Annotated in this window: 12 protein-coding genes; 4 read left to right on the top strand and 8 right to left on the bottom strand. The window is 66.3% G+C overall.

Annotated features, from left to right (window positions below; translation table 11 throughout):
• Window positions 1-152: 152 nt before the first annotated feature.
• The 3 genes from ACCQ04_RS15330 to ybaL all read right to left on the bottom strand — a co-directional run bounded on the left by ACCQ04_RS15330 (window position 153) and on the right by ybaL (window position 4,958).
• Window positions 153-2,285 (bottom strand): TonB-dependent receptor family protein, encoded by a 2,133-nt coding sequence (locus tag ACCQ04_RS15330; RefSeq protein WP_226427321.1) that lies wholly within the window; start codon window positions 2,283-2,285, stop codon window positions 153-155.
• Window positions 2,286-3,047, bottom strand: coding sequence for an HpcH/HpaI aldolase family protein (locus ACCQ04_RS15325; protein ID WP_226427320.1), 762 nt, complete (start codon window positions 3,045-3,047; stop codon window positions 2,286-2,288).
• A gap of 213 nt (window positions 3,048-3,260) precedes the next feature.
• Window positions 3,261-4,958 carry a YbaL family putative K(+) efflux transporter gene (gene ybaL / locus ACCQ04_RS15320; RefSeq protein ID WP_046343878.1) on the bottom strand — a complete coding sequence of 566 codons (1,698 nt, stop codon included), beginning with the start codon at window positions 4,956-4,958 and terminating at the stop codon, window positions 3,261-3,263.
• A gap of 446 nt (window positions 4,959-5,404) precedes the next feature.
• Between ybaL and ACCQ04_RS15315 the strand changes: the two genes are divergently transcribed.
• Entirely contained in the window at window positions 5,405-6,598 is a 1,194-nt protein-coding gene (locus ACCQ04_RS15315; protein WP_226427319.1) for a cytochrome P450, read from the top strand.
• A 191-nt stretch (window positions 6,599-6,789) separates the two neighbouring features.
• Here ACCQ04_RS15315 and ACCQ04_RS15310 read toward each other — a convergent pair whose 3' ends face one another.
• From ACCQ04_RS15310 to ACCQ04_RS15295, 4 genes are all read right to left on the bottom strand, one after another.
• Window positions 6,790-9,189: a TonB-dependent receptor plug domain-containing protein gene (locus tag ACCQ04_RS15310; protein ID WP_065049427.1), complete on the bottom strand. Its 2,400-nt coding sequence runs from the start codon at window positions 9,187-9,189 to the stop codon at window positions 6,790-6,792.
• 312 nt (window positions 9,190-9,501) lie between these two features.
• Complete coding sequence (locus ACCQ04_RS15305) at window positions 9,502-11,889, bottom strand: TonB-dependent receptor plug domain-containing protein (protein ID WP_024940250.1); 2,388 nt, start codon at window positions 11,887-11,889, stop codon at window positions 9,502-9,504.
• A 274-nt stretch (window positions 11,890-12,163) separates the two neighbouring features.
• A complete protein-coding gene (locus ACCQ04_RS15300; RefSeq protein WP_160954771.1) occupies window positions 12,164-12,589 on the bottom strand; it encodes a VOC family protein in 426 nt (141 codons plus the stop codon).
• Between the two features lie 238 nt (window positions 12,590-12,827).
• Window positions 12,828-15,212: a TonB-dependent receptor plug domain-containing protein gene (locus ACCQ04_RS15295; protein ID WP_102256035.1), complete on the bottom strand. Its 2,385-nt coding sequence runs from the start codon at window positions 15,210-15,212 to the stop codon at window positions 12,828-12,830.
• Window positions 15,213-15,389: 177 nt separating this feature from the next.
• On the opposite strand from ACCQ04_RS15295, the gene ACCQ04_RS15290 reads away from it, so the two are divergent.
• Window positions 15,390-17,306, top strand: coding sequence for an ABC-F family ATP-binding cassette domain-containing protein (locus ACCQ04_RS15290; protein ID WP_226427318.1), 1,917 nt, complete (start codon window positions 15,390-15,392; stop codon window positions 17,304-17,306).
• Window positions 17,307-17,356: 50 nt separating this feature from the next.
• Entirely contained in the window at window positions 17,357-17,857 is a 501-nt protein-coding gene (locus tag ACCQ04_RS15285; protein WP_046343867.1) for a YcxB family protein, read from the top strand.
• An 18-nt stretch (window positions 17,858-17,875) separates the two neighbouring features.
• On the opposite strand, the gene ampR is transcribed toward ACCQ04_RS15285, so the two are convergent.
• Complete coding sequence (ampR, locus tag ACCQ04_RS15280; protein ID WP_054591037.1) at window positions 17,876-18,751, bottom strand: LysR family transcriptional regulator AmpR; 876 nt, start codon at window positions 18,749-18,751, stop codon at window positions 17,876-17,878.
• 100 nt (window positions 18,752-18,851) lie between these two features.
• Between ampR and bla the strand changes: the two genes are divergently transcribed.
• On the top strand, window positions 18,852-19,745 hold the full coding sequence (gene bla / locus ACCQ04_RS15275) for a class A beta-lactamase (RefSeq protein ID WP_226427317.1): 894 nt from the start codon (window positions 18,852-18,854) through the stop codon (window positions 19,743-19,745).
• The last annotated feature ends 136 nt before the right edge of the window (window positions 19,746-19,881 follow it).

Genomic DNA, 19,881 nt, shown 5'->3' with positions numbered 1-19,881 from the left:
CGATACGGTGATCGCATGCCGCATGCTGCGGCAGGGAGACGTGCGTCATGCACGCCGTGTTGTCTGCGGCGCCCGCCAGCGCGAGCGCCGTTGCCGTCAGCCGACCGACGCCCCTGTACGTCGGTCGCTACGGCATGTGCCGGGTCGAAGGCCTAAAACGTGTACTCCAGCCCGGCGGTGACGGTGCGCGACGGTGCGGCCTGGCGGCCCCACGGGCTGGTATCCACACCGCGGAACCAGTACTGCCGATCGAACAGGTTGTTGATCGCCAGCGACGCGCTGAATTTTTGTCCATCGCGTTCGAACAGGGTATGGCTCACCTGCGTGTTCCACACCCAGTACGACGGCAACTCGCCGACCGAGGCGATCGCGTTCTCCTGCACGGTGTTTGCCGCATCGCTGTAGGCCTTGCTGAAGTAGTAGCTCGACAGTGCGACAGTGGTGTGACCGAGCGTGTAGTTGCCGCCCAGGGTGATCTGGTTGCGCGAGGTGTAGGGCACGCGCAGCCCGCGGAATGCACCCGATTCCTGGCTGGCATCCAGATACGCATAACCGGCGTTGAGGGTGAGCGCGCGCAGGTTTTCCGGGCTCCATTGCAGTTCCAGCTCGCCGCCTTGATGGCGGGTCTTGCCGAGGTTGCGGAACACGCGCGTGGTGTTGTCCAGCTGGATCTGCTGATCGAAATCGATCAGATAGGCACCGAGCTGGATGCGGGTGCGGTCGTTGGGCTGGTAGCGCGTGCCGGCTTCGTAGTTCCATGCAAGTTCGGCATCCAGGTTGTTGCCGAAGATGATCTGGGTGACCTGCGGCGCACGCAGCGAGCGCTGCCCGTCCGCATAGAAGAACCATTCTGCGTTGGCCTGGAAACCCACTGTCAACCCCGGCAATACATCGCGGGTCTGGTTGCGCGTGCGCAAGCCGGTGGCGCGATTGAAATAGCGCGAATCCAGCCGCTCGTAGCGCAGGCCCGGGGTGATGGTCAGGCGTTCGTCGGGCAGGGTGATCGCATTGCTGACGTAGGCGGCCAGGGCGCGGTCTTCGAACTGCCAGTCACGCACGCTGGTGAACAGGCCATCGCGCAGGCGCAGATTGCCGACCAAAAAGTCGATGTCCTCGTGCACCGCGCGCACGCCGGCGGTCCACTGCTGACGCACGCCACCGGCATCGCCCATGCTCCAGCTCAGCCGCGGCTCGCTGCCGACCACGCGGAAGTCGCGCGGTGCGGTCTGGCGCAGTTGCGGTGGTAGGTCCGAACGCCAGGTTTCGGTGGCGGCCTGGCGCATGCCGACGATGAAGTTGCGGCTGCTGCGCGCGCTGAAGTTGGTCCAGGACAACCGAACATCTTTCAGCGGGCCCCAGTCTCCGAACAACTGCTCGTAGCTCAACGACGCACGCGTGGTACGCCCATTGAAGCTGTCCAGCGGGCGGGTGGACTGGCGCGGGTCGCGCCGGTAATCGTCCGGGCTGAGCGCGCCGGCCAGATCCATGTCGACCAGATAGCGTTGCACGCTGGCCTTGAGCAACTTGGTGTCGTCCAGCCACCACTCCGCACGCACGCGCAGATTGCTGATGTCGGTATCGCTGTGCGCGCGCCAGTACTCGCCGTAAGTGCGATTGGCATCGACCTGCAGGCCGAGGTTGTCGGTGAGGTAGCCGCCGCTGCTGAGCGCGCTGTCCTGCAGGAACTGGCCCTGGCCGCCGGCGGTGACCTTGTGCGCAAGCGTGGTACTCCACTCGCTGGGGATCTCCTTGCTGACCAGATTGATTACCCCGCCGACATTGTTCGGCCCGTACTGCACGGCTGCGCCACCGCGCACGATATCGATGCGGTCGATCTGGTTCAGCCCCACCGGAAACAACGACAGGCTGGTCTGCCCGTACGGCGCCAATGCCAGCGGAATGCCGTCTTCCAGCACCTGCACGCGGCCGCTGCGGCTCTCGTACAGGCCGCGCAGCATCAGCTGCGGCAACGCGCCGGTGCCGGTCTCGTCGAAGATCTTGATGCCCGGCACGCGCTGCAATGCATCGTCCAGCGAGCGGTTGCCGCCATTGCGCAGTTGCTCGCGGTCGATCACCTGGCGGCTGCCGGCATAGCGCTGCACGTCGTCGGGCCTGGAACGCCCGAGCAGGCTGCCTTGCACCTGGATCGTGTCCAGCGCACGGATCGGCGTTTGCGCATCGGTGGCCGCCGCATCCGGCGACTCGGTGGCGAACGCAAACGGCGGCAGGGCCCAGGTGGCCGCAGCGATGGCGATGGTCAGGGCGTGGAAACGGAACGTCGACATCTACGGCGTGCTCCTGCAGGCGGGTGGTGGAGTGGGTGCGGAGAAGCTGGCCAGGTGGCCGCGCAGTGCGCGTTGAATCAGCGCGCGGTCTTCGCCCGCCAGCAGCCAGCGCAGGTCCGGCTGTTGCAGCCAGTGCGCGCGTTGCGCGTCGGTGCGCGGATTGGGGCAGAACGGCACGTTGGCCGCAACGCAATGCGCATGCAATTGCAGCAGCAGCTCCCACACCTGTGGATGGGTCGGTTGCGGGCCCAGGCCCAGATCCAGCGCAAGATCCAGCGCGCCTTCCATCACCAGTGCCACGCCGGGCAGCGCCAGCAGCTCGGGCACTGCCGCAATGCCGGCCGCACTTTCGATCATCGGCACGATGCGGATATCGCGATTGGCCTGCGCAATGTAGGTGGGCAGGTCGACATTGCCGAAACCGGTGACGCGCCCGCCGGTGATGCCGCGCCGCCCCAGTGGCGGGAACCGTGCCGCGGCGATGGCATCGGCCAGTTGCGCGGCCGATTCGGCGCGTGGAATCACGATCCCGCGCGCGCCGGCATCCAGCACGCTGCCGATCAGTTTTTCGTCCACCTCCGGCACGCGCACCCAAGCCTCGCAGCCGGACAGCTCGCAGGCGCGGATGGCGTGTTCCAGTTCGTCCGGCGCGCGCAGCACATGTTCCAGGTCGAGCACCACAAAGCCGTAGCCGATGCGGCCCAGCAGCTCGCACAACTGCACGCTTGGCACTGCGTTGAGAACGCCAACCGCAAACGTCATGGATGAGGCCGCCAAGGAAACGGGCGCTCATCCTGCTCCGGATGGGAATGATTATCAAGTGGATTTGGTGGGCAGTTTTCGGTGCCCTGGTCGCAGTTCGATCAATGCGCGGTTGCGAGCCGTTCTGCACTGAAGCACCGGCGGGCAACAAAAAACCCGCAGGCGCTGCCGGCGGGTTTTTCGTTCTTGCAGCGCTGGGTCCCCGCCTTGCGGTTACGACGCCGGTACGCGCAATGCCCGATACGGCGGGGTGGACATCACCATCTCGGCCAGCGAATAGGCCAGCTCGCGTTCGGCCAGCACCGCGCCGTCGGCGCCGTGTTCGAGCAGGTGCTTGACCTCGGTGTCGCTGTGCGCGCGCGCCAGCAGCGTCAGCGACGGGTTGATCGCGCGCAGCTTGGCCAGCGCCTCGCCGGCTTCCAGCGGCTGCGGGATCGCCAGGATCGCGATCTTGGCGTGCTCCGGGCGGGCTTCGGCCAGCACGCGGTCGGCCGCCGCACTGCCGCGGATACCGGGAATGCCGGCCGCATGCGCCTTGGCCACATGATCGCTGTTGTCGTCGATCACCAGCACCGGCACGCCGCGGCTACGCAGCAACTGCGCCAGCGCGCTGCCGACGCGGCCGTAGCCGATCACGATGGCATGGCCATCCAGCGGCAGCGGCGGGCCGGGCGGCAGTTCGGGCTCCACCGCAGCCGGAGCGTCCTGCGCCTGCCTGGCCTGCCAGCGGTCCAGCCACGAGAACAGGAACGGGTTGGCGATGATCGACAGCAGCGCGCCGGCCAGGATCAGGTCGCGCCCGGTTTCCGGCAGGATCGCCAGCTGCACGCCCAGCCCGGCCAGGATGAAGGAGAACTCGCCGATCTGCGCCAGGCTGGTGGAAATGGTCAGCGCGGTGCCGGTGGGGTGGCCGAATGCACGCACGATCACGAATGCGGCCAGCGACTTGCCCAGGGTCACGGTCAGGAACGTGGCCAGCACCTGCCACGGGTGCTCGACCAGGATCATCGGGTCGAACAGCATGCCCACCGAGACGAAGAACAGCACCGCGAACGCATCGCGCAACGGCAGCGAATCGCTGGCGGCCTTGTGGCTGAGCTCGGATTCCTTCAGCAACATGCCGGCGAAGAACGCGCCCAGCGCGAACGACACCCCGAACAGCGTGGCCGACAGGAACGCCACGCCCAGCGCGATGCCGAGCACGGCCAGGGTGAACAGCTCACGCGAGCCGGTGGCGGCGACCTTTTCCAGCGACCACGGAATCACCCGCCGCCCGACCACCAGCATCACCGCCACGAACGCCACCATCTTGAACAGCGTCAGGCCCAGCGCGGCCAGCAGCGAGGTGGACTCGCCGGCATGCGCCGCCGCTGGCGCGGCGGTGCCCAGCACCTCGGCCAGCGCCGGCAACATCACCAGCGCGATCACCATCACCAGGTCTTCGACGATCAGCCAGCCCACCGCGATGCGGCCGCGCTGGGTTTCCAGCAGGCGGCGTTCTTCCAGTGCGCGCAGCAGCACCACGGTACTGGCCACCGACAGCGCCAGGCCGAACACCAGCCCATGCATCAACGGCCAGCCCATGCTCCAGGCCAGCGCCCAGCCAAGCAGCGTGGCGACCACGATCTGCGCCAACGCGCCCGGAATGGCGATCCATTTCACTTCCATCAGATCGTCGAGCGAGAAGTGCAGGCCCACGCCGAACATCAGCAGCATCACGCCCAGCTCGGACAGCTGGTTGGCCATTGTCTGGTCGGCCACGAAGCCCGGCGTAAACGGCCCGACGCAGACGCCGGCCAGCAGATAGCCGACCAGCGGCGAGAGTTTCACTTTCTGTGCGAGCGTGCCCAGCACGAAAGCGACCGCGAGGCCGACGGCGATGATGTCGATGAGGCTGGTGTCGTGATGCATTCCAATCCGTTGTGAGAGTGTCCGAGAGAGCGTCGCGGGCGCGACCAGCCAACGGCACTGCGCCGGGCGTCGCCTGCGGGCATTGCGTGGTCATGGCTGGAGTCCGGCGCGGGGGAACCGGGACCGCGTTGCTGGTCCGGTTGGCCGGACGCCCATAGTACACAGCGCTTGATTAACGCGATGCGACACGCAGCGCATGCACGCAGGCCGATACATGGGTCAGACGCCGCGCGTAAACCGCTGTGGCCCGCGCCTGCGCGTGCGAGTTGCGACGCAGGGCGCAAGTCCGGCCCGCCGATTCAACATTGACGACACCGCTTCGCCCCTGCGCAAGGTCGCAGCGCGGCGCCGGCCGACAATCCGGGCTACCAGTAGAGCGCCTGCGTCCTTCGGCAGGCCCACGCATGCATCGCCCCTGTTGCGGGTGACGCCACACGAGCCAGGCCATGCATCTCAGCGATTTGGCAACACCCCAATTCCGGCACGATCCCTATCCGACCTACGCGCGCCTGCGCGAGGAAGGCGCGTTGGTGCAGGTGGCAGACGGGCGGCTGATGTCCGGCCGTTACGCCGTGGTCGATCGCCTGCTCAGCGATCGCCGGGTCGGCCGCGACTATCTGCAAAGCATTCGTCTACGTTACGGCGAGGCGGCGGTGCACCTGCCGCTGTTCCAGGGTATGAGCCGCATGTTCCTGCTGCTCAACCCGCCGCTGCACACCCAGCTGCGCGGACTGATGACACAGGCCTTTGGTGCGCGGCAGATGGAGTCCATGCGTGAAGTGGCCAGCGATACCGCCGCCGGGTTGATCGATGCCTTTCAGGCAAACGGCCACTGCGATCTGCTGACCGAGTTCGCGTTCCCGCTGCCGATCGCCATCATCTGCCGGATGCTGGATATCGATGCCGCCGATGTCACCGCGTTGAGCCACGCGACCAGCGCGCTGGCAAAAGTCTTCGATCCGATGATGACGGCGGAAGAACTGCAGGCCACCAGCGTTGCGTACGACCAGCTGGCAACATATTTCCACGGCGTGATCGCGCAACGGCGCAGCGCTGGCGGCGACGATCTGATCGCGCGTTTCATCCAGGCCGAGGACAACGGCCGCCGCCTGAGCGACGAGGAGATCGTCTCCAACGTGATCCTGCTGTTCTTTGCCGGCCACGAAACCACTTCCAACATGATCTGCAATGCGCTGGTCGCGCTGCATCGGCATCCGCAGCAATTGCGCCTGCTGCGGGAAACCCCGAGCCTGCTGCCCAATGCAGTGCTCGAATGCATGCGCTACGACAGCTCGGTGCAGATCGCCACGCGCACGGCGTTGCAGGATGTCGAGATCGAGGGCGTGGCGGTTCCCCAGGGCGCCATGCTGTATCTGATGCTGGGCGCGGCCAATCACGACACGCTGCAGTTCACCGACCCGCAGCTGCTGGATATCCGCCGCCAGCAGGGTCGCGCGCTGTCGTTCGGTGGCGGCATCCACCACTGCCTGGGCAATCGGCTGGCGCTGATCGAAATGGAAGCCGCGCTGGCCTGCCTGCTCGCGCGTCTGCCGGCGCTTCGGCTGGAGCAGCTGGACACGCTGAGCTGGAACGATCGCGCCAACCTGCGTGGTGTGGACGCGCTGCTCGCCTCCTGGTGAGCTGCGGCCAGGCGACGCAGCGCCGGACCGGCACGCAGTGTTGCGGCAGTCATGGCGCTGGCAATCACCGTGGCAGATGACGCACGGCCGCTGCTGGCGAATCGAAGCCCCCAACGACAAACACCGCCGATCACTCGGCGGTGTTTGCGTTGACGCATGCACGGATCGGCAGGTCCGCTCGAACCCGCCGGTCAGAACCGGTAGGTGACCCGCCCATACCAGTAGCGGCCGTTGAAGCCGAACGGCGACAGTGACGAATACTGCAGGCCGCCGGCGCGGTCGTCGTAGGCGGTGGTCAGCTGCGCCTTGGTCGGATACTGGTTGGTGAGGTTGTCCGCGCCCACGGTGAAGGTGAACGCGTTCCAGGTCTGGCTGGCGGCCAGGTTCAACAGCCAGCGCGCGTCGTAGGTCTGGTCCTGGCTGCCATCGGCCGGGTCGCTGATGCGCTTGATCGATCCGTAGCGGGTGGCGTTGAAGTTCAGCGCAAAGCCGCCCAGCGTCCAGTCCGCCGCCGCCATGTACTTGGTGCGCGGGGTGGCGTCGGTGAGCAGGCCCTGGCTGGCGCGCCCGAAGTTGGGGTTGGACAGTTCCAGGATCGTGGTCTTGTTGTAGTTGGCGCTGGCACTGAGATTGAGCTTGCCGTAGCTGCCCAGGTCGGCGAGATAGCTGTTGATCCAGTCCACGCCACGGGTGCGGCTGGTGGCGCCGTTGACGAAGAACTGCACCGCGGCCACCTGACCGATCGGCTGTGCCAGCTGCAGCTGGTCCGAATACAGGATCTGGTCCCAGATGCGGATCTGGTAGACGTCCAGGCTGGAAGTGAAGCTGGCGGTCGGCTGCCACACAGCGCCCAGGCCGTAGTTGGTGGATTTCTCCGGGCTCAGCGGGCCGGCGCCCAGCGCCACCGCGACCGGGTCGGAGGTGCGGTAGGTACCGACCTGCACCAGCTCGCCGTTCTGGATCAGCGTCACCACCGAGGCGTAGTTCTGCTGGGCCAGCGACGGTGCGCGGAAGCCGTTGGAGATGGTGCCGCGCAGCGAGAAGGTGTCGCTGAAGGCGTAGCGCGCCGACAGCTTGCCCGAGCGCGTGGAGCCGGCATCGCTGTAGTTTTCATAACGCCCGGCGATGCCGCCGGACAGCTTGTCGGTGATGTCCGCTTCCAGGTTGGCGTAGACCGCATTGCTGTGGCGTCCGAACTTGCCGGCCACCGTCGGCTCCAGGCCGGAGAACACCTGCGCGCCGCCCGGATACGGCGCGCCGTCGTCGGGATTGATGGTATTGGGATCGAAGAAGTACGACTCCGGCGAGCCGGCGGTGATCTGGTAGCGGTCCTGGCGATGCTCGGCGCCGAAGGCCACGTTGACCGGATACGCCAGGCCCCAGTCGAAGGACTTGTTGACGTCCAGGTTGATCGTGCCCTGTTCGGTTTCGAAGCCGCCGGAATTGAAATTAGTCGGCGAGCTGCCGGTGGTGTAGTACAGATTGGTGTTGATGCTGTTGAGGATGTTGAAGGTCATGTCGTTCTTGCCGTAAGTGGCCGACACGTCCCAGTTCCATTCGCTCTCGGTGCTGCCTTTCAAACCCAGCACGGCCGAGCGGTCGTTGGTGGGGTTGTAGATCTGCGGCAGGAAGCCGTTCGGGTAGATCGCCTGCACATTGCGCGCGGTGTTGTCGGCGGCGCGGTAATAGCCGTTGGAGGTGACCTCGCGACGGCTCATGCTGAGATGGCCGTACAGTTCCAGGTTGGGCGAGAACGCGTAGCCGAATGCAGCCAGACCCTGGTAGAACGTGGAGGCCGGGTCGCCGTGGCGCTGGTAGGGCACACCGCCTGGATTGGGCGTGCCCGGCACGGTGGTGGCGCGGTTGGTGTTCTCGCCGCGATTGGTGCTCATGGTGTTCTGGTAGTTCCACGACAGCCGCACCCAGCCCGGCGCGGTGTCGCCGCCGCTGCCGCCGAACGGCAGGCCGACCGAGCCGTCGATGCCGTTCTGCTCGCCATCGCCCTTGTCCATGATGCCGCCATTGACCGACACGCTGTTGCTGCCGGCATCGGCGCCATGCTTGAGCACGATATTGACCACGCCGGCGATCGCATCGGAGCCGTACTGGGCCGAGGCGCCGTCACGCAGCACTTCGATGCGCGCGATCGCCGACATCGGCAGCGAGTTCAGGTCGGCCGGCGCCGAGCCGCGGCCGACGTACGGGTTGTAGTTGATCAGCGAGGAGGTGTGATAGCGCTTGCCGTCCACCAGCACCAGCACCGCATCCGGCGACAGGCCGCGCAGCGTGGCCGGGCGCGCGGCATCGTTGCCGTCGGAGATCGCCGGGCGCGGGAAGTTCAGCGACGGCAGCAGCTTGCCCAGCGCGGTGGCGATGTCGGTGGCGCCGGTGGCCTGCAGCGACTGCTCGGTGATGATGTCGATCGGCGATTCGGATTCGGCCACCGTGCGGTCGCTGACGCGGGTACCGGTGACGATCAGGGTGTCCAGGGTCTTCTGCGGCTGCGCAGGCTGCGATTGCGCACTGGCAGCGAACGTACAGACGGTGAGTGCGACCGAGATCGCAAGCGAGAGTGCGTTGGAGGTGTGCATGGGAATGGAGACTCAAAGGGGATGGTGGACGCAGCGATGCGCTGCGCGCATTGCCGGGGGAAGACGACGGCGGACTGCGTGATCCGTGTTGCCTGCGCGCAGCGCGTGTGCGCTGGCAAGGCGACGTGCACAGCAAGACAGCAGACTGCGACGCAGCGTCTGCTGCGTGGCGCATCCTTGCGAAAGAGGGGGGAACTCGCCCTTTCGCGACAATCGGAAAGGGCGAGCGATGCTGCGGGCGTGCTGCCTCGTCTCAGCGAGGCGGGACGAGGCGATCGACATGCCGGTCGCTGCCGACCGGCACGCGGCGATTTACCACTTGTAGCTCACGTTGGCGTACACCAGCGCACCGTTGAAACCGAACGGCGAGGCGCTGCTGTAGGGCAGGTAGGTGCGCGTGCCCAGGCCGGCTTCCTGGCGGTCGGGATACTCGTTGAGCACGTTGTCGCCGCCGATGGTGAAGTTCCAGTCGTTCAACTTGTAGGACGCGGCCAGGTCCAGCGTCCATTTGGCCGCATAGGTCTGGTCGCTGCCGGCGTTGGTGCCGAAGGTGCTGAACTCGCCCCAGCGCGTGGCGGTGCCGGTGAACGACCAGTTGCCCGGCGACCAGGTGCCGCCCAGGAAGAACTTGTCGCGCGGCGTGCCTTCGGTGATGCGACCGAGTTCGGCGCGGCCGATGCGCACCGCACCCGGATCGATCGCTTCCAGCGCTGCCGGGTTGTCGGCGACCCGTTCCACTTCGGTCTTGTTGTAGTTGTAGCCGGAGGTCAGCTCCGCGCTGCCGCCGTCCAGGTTCCAGCGATAGGTGCCGACCGCATCCACGCCCTGGGTCTTGGTGTCCACCGCGTTGGTGAAGTAGCGCCCGCCACCGATGCCCGGGAAGCCATTGGCCTGCAGGTAATTGCGCGCTGCATTGGAGGTGAGGTTTTCCGACAGCACGATGCGGTCATCGATATCGATGCGGTACGCATCGACCGTGATGTACAGGTTTTCGATCGGCTGCAGCACCACGCCAAGACCGTAGTTCTTGGATTCCTCGGCCTTCAACGGCTCGGCACCGAGTGCGATCGCGGCCGGGTTGTCGGTACGGAAGGTGCCGATCTCGAACGGGATCGCAGTGACCGTGCCGTTGGGCTGTGCCACGTTGAGGAACTGCGTGGCGATCGACTGGAAGTTCTGCTGCTGCAACGACGGCGCACGGAACCCGGTGGAGGCGGTGGCGCGGACGGCCACCTTGTCGGTGAACGCATAGCGCAACGACAGCTTGCCGGTGGCGGTATCGCCGAAATCGCTGTACTTCTCGTAGCGCCCGGCCAGGCCGGCCGACAGCTTTTCGGTCAAATCCGCTTCCAGGTCGACGTATGCCGAATGGCTGTTGCGGTTGTAGTAGCCGGCGTCGGAGAGTTTGAAGCCGGGAAACACCTGTGCGCCCGGGATCAGTGTGCCTGCCGCAGAGGGAATGCCGCCATTGGCCGAGGATGCCGCATCGCCGGGCGACTGGTTGAACTTCTCGCCGCGCCATTCCGCACCGAAGGCCAGTGTGACCGGATACGCCAGGCCCCAGTCGAGCGTCTTGGTGAAGTCGGCATTGAGCACGTTCTGGGTCACTTCCAGCGTACCGGCATGGAAGTCGGTCGGGCTGGCCAGGCCCAGGCTGTTGTTCAAGCTGTTGCGCACATCGAAGGTGAGATTGTTCTGGCCGTAGTTGTAGCTCAGGTCGATGTTCAAGCCGCCTTCGGTGGAGGTCTTCAAGCCGCCCACCCACGACACGTCCTTGCTGACGTTGTAGATCTGCGGCAGGAAGCCGTCCGGATAGATTTCCGGGCGGTTGCGGTTGTCGCCGGCAAAGCGGAAATAGCCGTTGGACAGCACTTCGCGGCGGCTGACCATGCCGAACGAGTAGAAGGTCAGGTAATCGGTGGGGCTGTATTCGCCGTTGAAGGAGATCGCGCCCTGGTCGATGTCCGGATCGCCGTAACGCTGCTCCACGCGGCCCTGGAATGGCAGTGCGCGGTTGGTCTGGTCCGAATGCCCGGCCTGTGCGGCCAGATGCACCTTGCCGGTGCCGGCAAAGCTGAAACCGGCATCGCCGGACAGCTGATACTGCTCGCCGTCGCCGGCGCTGTACTTGCCGTAGCGGCCATTGACGCTGCCGCCTTCGCCGCTGCCCTTGAGCACGATGTTGATCACGCCGGCAATCGCATCCGAACCGTATTGCGCCGATGCACCGTCACGCAGCACTTCGATGCGCTCCACTGCGGCGATCGGAATGGTGTTGAGATCGGCCGGCGACGAACCACGGCCCTGGGTGTCGTTGAGATTGATCAACGCGGTGCTGTGATAGCGCTTGCCGTTGACCAGCACCAGCACCTGGTCGGGCGACAGGCCGCGCAGCTGCGCCGGGCGCACTGCGTCCGAGCCGTCGGAGATGGCCGGGCGCGGGAAATTCAACGAGGGGATCGCGCGTGACAGCGCGGTAGCCAGCTCGGTGGTACCGGTCGATTCCAGTGCCTGTGGCGAGATGATGTCGATCGGCGATGCCGATTCGGCCACGGTGCGATCGGCCACGCGCGTGCCGGTCACGATCAAGGTATCGAGCGTTTTCTGGGTGGGAGCCTGTGACTGCGCGGACGCGTTTGAAGCGGAAAACGACAGTGCAAGAACAACGGCAACTGCGAGTGGACTGGTCTTGCAATTCATGCGGTGACAACTCCGAGTGGGGAACGGATGCATCGCAGGGGGCCCCCTCCCGGGCCGCGTCCGTTGCGGCAGCTGCGGTGCGTTCCCAACCATTAACCACGTGTAACCGCATGTCAAATTTTGGTTACGTTGCGCAAGTAACTGTCATGTATGACGTGCTACTGCCATCGTTGTCATCGTGCACCAAAGTGATGCGTGGTTTGCACCAGACCTGCGGTATCAGCCGCTTGCCTGCACCATCATGGACATCGATACCAGATATGAAACTTCTGCATCAGAACGTGATCTGCACCGCATCGGCACTGCGTTGCGCAGGACCATGGAACACCGCTTCGATGTTGTTGCCATCCGGGTCGAGCACGAACGCAGCGTAGTAGCTGGGGTGATACGGGCGCACGCCCGGCGCGCCGTTGTCGCGACCGCCGTGGGCGAGGGCGGTCTGATGGAATGCATGCACCATGGCCACGTCGTGCGCCTGGAAGGCCAGATGGTGGCGGCCGGTGAGTTGGCCTTGCGCCATCGTGTCGCGATCGGACACGAACAGCTCGTCGGCCCAGAAGAATCCCTCGCCTTCGCCACCGATCGGAATGCCCAGCACATCGAGCACCGCCTGGTAGAAACGTCGGCTCGCCGCCAGGTCGTGGACGACCAGATGCAGGTGATCGATCAGGCGGCCACGTGAGAGCTGCGCTGCGTCCATGGTGGGTGCTCCGGCAGGGTGGAAGCGGTGTTGATACCACCGCGGCCGCGGGCAGCTCTTCACGGCGCATCGATGCCCGCGCCTGGATGGCTGCATCAAAACGCCTCACGGACAACGGATAAAACGCACACGCCCCGGGCAGGCCGGGGCGTGTGGTCAGGCGTCAGGATGCGACCGTGCCGCGCGCGTCAGTAACCAACGCGTGGCAACACCGCAGCAGTGTGGATCGCTGTCTTGATTACCAGCGATAGTTGATGCGGCCGTACACGTAGGCACCGTTGAAGCCGAACGGTGACAGATTGCTGTACGGGAACTGCCCGCTGGTGGAGTTGGCGAAGTTGTTCTCGTCCGGGTACTCGTCCAGCAGGTTGTCCGCACCCAGGGTCAGCGTCCAGCGATCGATCTTGTAGCTGGCCGAGGCATCCACCACCCACTTGGCGCCGAAGGTCTGGTCGTTGGTCGCCGCGGCCGGACGCGTGCTGTACTTGCCATAGCGCGTGGCACCCAATGCCAGCGTCCAGTGCTCCAGGTTCCAGCTACCGTTGACCAGGAACTTGTCGCGCGGGAAGCCTTCCTCGATGCGACCGCGTTCGGTGCGGTCGATGCGCTCCAGGCTCAGCCCGTTGGCCGACAACGCAGCCGGGTTGGCGGCGACGCTGCGCACTTCGGTTTCCGAATAGTTGTAGCCGGCGGTCAGGTCCACGCTGCTGGCGGCGAGCTGCCAGCGGTAGCTGCCGACCACGTCCACGCCGCGCGTACGCGTGTCCACCGCATTGGTGAAGTAGCGCCCGCCGTTGATGCCGAAGATGCCCTGCGCTTCGAGCAGGTTACGCACGCCGGTGCCGGTGAGGTTGGACGACAGCACGATGCGGTCGTCCACATCGATCTGGTACGCATCCACGGTGAGGTAGAGCGCATCGGTCGGCTGCAGCACCAGGCCCAGGCTGTAGGACAGCGAGGTCTCGGCATCCAGCGGCTCTGCGCCCAGCGCGCGCGCCACGTTGCTGTCGGCCGGGAAGGTGCGGATCTCGAACGGGTTCGGATTGCCGGCCAGGAAGGTGGTGCTGGTGGACTGGAAATACTGCTGCGCCAGCGATGGCGCGCGGAAGCCCGACGCCACCGTGCCGCGCAGCGCGATCTTGTCGGTGAACGCATAGCGCCCGGACAACTTGCCCGATGCCTGGCTGCCGAAGTCGTTGAAGTCTTCGTAGCGCCCGGCCAGGCCGGCGGAGAACTTGTCGGTGAAATCGGCTTCCAGGTCCGCATACAGCGCGTAGCTGTCACGCGAGTACCGTCCGGACACGCTGGGCGCGAATCCGCCAAAGCCCTGCGCGCCACCGGCCAGCGTGCCGGCCTGGAAATACGAGCCCACTTCGCCTGGCGACTGGTTCCACTTCTCGTTGCGGTATTCGGCACCGAAGGCCACCGTCACCGGGTACGCCAGGCCCCAGTCGAAGCCGCGCTTGACGTCCAGGTTGACGATGTTCTGCGTGGTCTCCAGCGCGCCATCGTAGAAGGAGGTCGGCGAGCTCGGCCCCAGGCTGACGTTGAGGGTGTTGCGGGTGTGGAAATCGATCTTGTTGTAGCCGTAGTTGTAGCTGGCATCCCAGTCCCAGCCACTGGCGGTGGAACCGCGCACGCCGGCCACCAGCGAGCGGTCCTTGGCGTAGGTCTGGATTTCCGGCAGGAAGCCCTGCGGATACACCGACAGGATGTTCTGGCTGCTGCCCGGCGCGCGGAAGAACGCGAACGAGGTGATGTCGCGGTTACTGGCGGTGGCGAAGGCGTAGCCGGTGATGCTGTCGCTGAAGGCGAACTCGGTATTGGCCGACACCGCCTGCGCGTTGACGTCCGGGTCGCCGATCTTGAACGCCTTCTGGCCCACGGCCGGCTGCGAGGCGCTGGGTGCGCCGGCATAGCCGCGCGCGCGGTCGGTGGGGTCCTGCTGGTTGAGCTGGGCGGCCACGTGCAGCCAGCCGCGCTCGTTGCCGTAGGCCACGCCGGTGTCGCCGGACAGCTCGTAGTTGCTGCCGTCGCCGGCCGAATACTGGCCGAAGCCGGCCTGCAGGCTGCCGCCCTTCTCCGCGCCCTTGAGCACGATGTTGACCACGCCGGCGATGGCATCGGAGCCGTACTGCGCCGAGGCGCCGTCGCGCAGCACTTCCACGCGCGCGATCGCCGCCACCGGAATGGTGTTCAGGTCCACTGCCGCGGCGCCACGGCCGATGGTGCCGTTGAGGTTGAGCAGCGAGGAGGTGTGGCGGCGCTTGCCGTTGACCAGCACCAGCACCTGGTCCGGCGACAGGCCGCGCAGCTGCGCGGGACGGATCGCGCTGGTGCCGTCGCTCAGGGCCGGGCGCGGGAAGTTCAGCGACGGCAGCGCGCGGGCCAGCGCGGTGGCCAGCTCCGAGGTGCCGGTGGCCTGCAGCGACTCGGCGCTGATGATGTCGATCGGCGACTGCGACTCGGCCACGGTACGGTCGGAGACGCGGGTGCCGGTGACGATGACGGTATCGAGCGTATTGGCGGGCGCGCTGGCCGGGGTGGCGGTCTGGGCGAAGGCGGGGGAGGCGAGCAGCGCCGCAACGACGGCGGTTGCGAGCGTGGACAACGGGTAATTCATGACAACTCCGAACGGGGGTCCAGGCAGGACCAGCAAGGCTGGGCGGGGTCTGGTCGCGGCGATGCGAAGGGAACGACGGCCAGCCCGAAGGCGCTAATTATTCGTTAACGCTAGAATGGCGTCGCAGGAGTGCTGCTCATCTGCTCATTCCTTTTCGTTCTATCGGACTGTCCATCAATGATTTCCCTGCGCAACTTCTCCATGCGACGCGGCGAGCGTCTGCTGTTGTCCAACGTCGACCTGACCATGCATGCCGGCTACCGCGTCGGTGTGGTGGGCCGCAATGGCACCGGCAAGTCGAGCCTGTTCGCCGCGGTCAAGGGCGAACTGGAAGCGGACAAGGGCGATGTCGACCTGCCCGGCAAGGTGCGCACCGCCAGCGTCTCGCAGGAAACCCCGTCGCTGCCCGATCCGGCGCTGTCGTTCGTGCTCGGCGGCGACATCGAGGTCTCCGCGATCCTGCAGGAAGAGGCCGCAGCCACCGCGCGCGAGGACTGGGAAGCGGTCGCCAACGCGCACCAGAAGATGGCCGAGCTGGGCGCCTACGACGCCGAGGCGCGTGCCGGCAAGTTGCTGCACGGCCTGGGCTTCCCGGCCGACACCCATCACCGCGCGGTGTCCTCGTTCTCCGGCGGCTGGCGGGTGCGCCTGAATCTGGCGCGCGCGCTGATGATGCCCAGCGACCTGCTGCTGCTGGACGAACCGACCAACCACCTGGACATGGATGCGGTGCTGTGGCTGGAGCAATGGCTGCTCAAGTACCCGGGCACCTTGCTGCTGATTTCGCATGACCGCGAGTTCCTCGACAACGTGGCCACGCATACGCTGCATCTGCACGGCGGCACCGCCAAGCTGTATGTCGGCGGCTATACCGATTTCGAGCGCCAGCGCATCGAGCACCTGCGTCAGCAGCAGATCGCCCACGACAAGGAACAGGCCGAGCGCGCGCATCTGCAGAGCTTCATCGACCGCTTCAAGGCGCAGGCCAGCAAGGCCACCCAGGCGCAGAGCCGCATGAAGCGCCTGGCCAAGATGGCCGGCACCGAAGCGGTACGCGCCGAGCGCGAATTCCGTATCCAGTTCGCCCAGCCCAATCGCTTGCCGTTTTCGTTGATCCGGCTGAATCACGCTGCGTGCGGGTATGCGGCTGCGCCGCGGGAATCGGGAATCGGGAATGGGGAATCGCAAAAGCGTGGGTCCAGCGATGCGATTACCGTGTTGCACGATGTTGGATTCGGATTGGAGGCGGGTGACCGGATCGGGTTGCTGGGGCCGAATGGTGCGGGTAAGTCCACATTGGTCAAAACCCTGGTCGGTGAGTTGGCGCCGCTGTCGGGCGAGCGCAGTGCGCATCCGGATCTGCGGATCGGCTACTTCGCCCAGCACACGGTGGAATCGCTGCACGAGGGCCAGTCGCCGATGGATCACTTCCGCGAACTGTCGCCGGATGGCTCCAATCAGGCGTTCCGTGATTTCCTGGGCAAATGGAATTTCGCTGGCGACCGCGCCTTCGAAGTGGTGGACGGGTTTTCCGGCGGCGAGCGCGCGCGTCTGGCGCTGGCGCTGATCGCCTGGCAGCAGCCGAACGTACTGCTGCTGGACGAACCGACCAACCATCTGGACCTGGAGATGCGCGAGGCCCTGGCCGAAGCGCTGAGCGACTTCGAAGGCGCCATCGTGATGGTCTCGCATGACCGCCATCTGATCGGTCTGGTCTGCGACAGTTTCTGGCGCGTGGCCGATGGCGTGGTCGAGCCGTTCGCTGGCGATCTGGACGAATACGCCGCCTGGCTGCGCAGCCGCCCGGCCGCCCAGGGCACCAAGCAGAAGATGGCCGAAGTGGCGCCGACCCCGCCGCCGCCGACCAAGCCACTGCCGCCGAAGAAAGCCGTCAACCCGCACAAGCTGGCCAGCGCGGAAAAGCGCGTCGGCGAGCTGGAAGCCGCGTTGGCAGAGCTCGACCGCCAGCTGGCCAACCCGGCGAACTATGCCGACACCGACAAGATGGCGGTCCTGGGCCGCGACCGCGAGGCGACGGCGCAGCAGCTGGCCGCCGCCGAGGCGGCGTGGATGGAGTTGATCGAAGGCGCGTAACGCGCAGGCGTTACGATGCGCGTGGGGCCAAGCACAGGGAGGTAGGCAACATGATCAGCGCCACCATCAGTCTGGAAGACCATCTAGCCGCGCAGCGCCTGCATGCGCGACAGACGGCCAAGCTGTTGATCGTGATCCTGGTGGTCCTGCTGTTGATCGGGGCGGGGTTGCTGCAACTGATCGGGGCCGGCGAAATCATCGGCCCGATGCTGATCGGTGCCGGAGGCGGCGGCTTGATCGGCCTGGTGGTGTTGCACGTCTGGGGCTTGCCGCGGAAGATCAAACGCCTGCACGCGCAGCAGGCCGCGCTGCGGCATACCTACACCTTTGCGTGGGACGAGACCGGGCTGGAGATCACCTGGGCAGACGGGCGACTGCGCCGGCCCTGGTCCGATTACATCCGCTACCGCGAGAACGAGCGGGTGCTGCTGCTGTATCACAACGACCGCTTGTTCGAGCTGTTCGCCCCGCACTGGTTCGCCGACAGGGCGCACTACGAGGCGTTTCGCCGCGTGGCGGTGCAGGGGATCGCAGCATCCGCGCGCCGCTGAGCGCAGCGTCGGGCTCGCTCAACCGGAGCGCTGTTGCTCCGTTGTCAGCCAGTCGCGCAATCGCGCATCGGCATCGCCTTCCGGGCGCGAGCGCAGCCGGGTGAGCCAATAGCGTCCGGCGTCGATCTGGATCGGGAACGGGCAGACCAGGCGCCCGGCATCCAGATCCTGGCGAAACATCGGCAACGGCAACAACGCCACGCCGGCACCGGCGGCCGCCGCGCTGGCCAGCGTCAACGACGAATCGAACATCGCCCCGCGTGCGGCGACTTCGGCCACGCCCGCCGCGCGAAACCACTGCGGCCATTCGTCCAGACGGTACGAGCGCAATAACGGCAGCTGGGCCAGATCGGCCGGTGTGCGCAGGCCCCGCGCCATGCTGGGCGCGCACACCGGCGCAAACGGCGCCTCCATCAGCGCATGGGCGATCTGGCCCTGCCAGTCGCCGTCGCCGAAACGGATCGCCAGATCCAGCCCTTCGCCAGCCAGATCGACCCGGTTGTTGTGGGTGGAAAGGCGCAATTCGATCTCCGGATGCGCCGCATGAAAGGCGTCCACGCGCGGCAGCAGCCAGCCGGTGGCGAAGGTGCCGACCACGCCGACGCTGAGCACCTCGCGATAACGCCCATCGGCAAAGCGCTCCAGGGTGGCCGCGATGCGGTCGAAGGCCTCGCCGAGCACCGGCGCCAGTGCCGCGCCCTCGTCGGTGAGCGCCACGCCGCGCGGCAGGCGGTGGAACAGGCTGCTGCCCAGTTGCTGTTCCAGCGCCTTGATCTGGTGGCTGAGCGCGGCCTGGCTGACGCACAGCTCGCTCGCGGCGCGGGTCAGGTTCTGGTGGCGCGCGGCGGCCTCGAAGGCGCGCAGGGCATTGAGCGGAAGACGGGGCCGGGGCATGCACAGAGATTAGTTCAATTCATGCCAGTGATCGAAACATCGCAATAGTCCGGTGGCCGGCATGCGCCGATACTGCGGGCTCTCACCGGGAGGCTGCTGCATGTTGAACCGTCGACAATTCTTGTACGCAACCGGCGCGGGCGTTCTGCTTGCGGCCTCCAGACCTGCAGGGGCACTCACCCCGGCGATGAAGGTGGACGATGTGCTGCGGGCACAGTGGGCGGAGATCGAACGCCGCACTGGCGGCCGCCTGGGCATCAGCCTGCTCGACAGCGCCACCGGCAGGCGCCTCGGCCAGCGCGAGGACGAGCGCTTTCCGATGTGCAGCACCTTCAAATTTGTATTGGCTGCGGCGGTGCTGCAGCGGGTGGACATGGGCGAGCTGACATTGGCGCAACGGGTCAAGATCCATGCCTCCGACATGCTCGAGCATGCCCCGGTCACCGAGCGCCACGTCGGCGGGTCGCTGAGCGTGGCCGAGCTCTGCCGGGCCACGATGATCTACAGCGACAATCCGGCCGCCAACGTGCTGTTTCCGCTGGTCGGCAACACGGCCGGCCTGACCGCCTTCCTGCGCGGCATCGGCGATGCGCACACCCGCAGCGACCGCCGCGAGCCGGAGATGAACCGGTTTGCCCCTGGCGACCCGCGCGACACCACCACGCCGGCGGCAATGGCCGCCACCTTGCGCACCCTGCTGCTCGGCAACGCGCTGCAACCGGCCTCGCGCAAGCAGCTGACCGACTGGATGATCGACAACCGCACCGGCGATACCTGCCTGCGCGCCGGCCTGCCGCGCGGCTGGAAGATCGGCGACAAGACCGGCAGCAACGGCACCGACACCCGCAACGACATCGCCATCATCTGGCCACCGGCAGGCAAGGCGCCATTGCTGCTCACCGCGTACTTGAATGGCGCCAGCGTCGACAGCGATGCGCGCGACGCGGCGTTGAAGGCAGTGGCGGCCGCGGTGCGCGACAGCATAGTGGGGTGAGCGCAACGACCCGCTGCCTCCCGCGTTATGTCGCGTGTGAGTGGGAACGATTGGCATGCTGGATGCGGCCGACGCGCACTGAGCGGCACCGTGCGCAAGCATGCTGAGCACGCAGCAGCCTGCGTTCTCACCGCAG

The sequence above is a fragment of the Xanthomonas sp. NCPPB 2866 genome, assembly GCF_041475745.2.
Taxonomy (GTDB): Bacteria; Pseudomonadota; Gammaproteobacteria; order Xanthomonadales; family Xanthomonadaceae; genus Xanthomonas; species Xanthomonas arboricola.
Note: the sequence above shows the minus strand (reverse complement) of the source record. Positions and strands in the feature narration are given on the sequence as shown.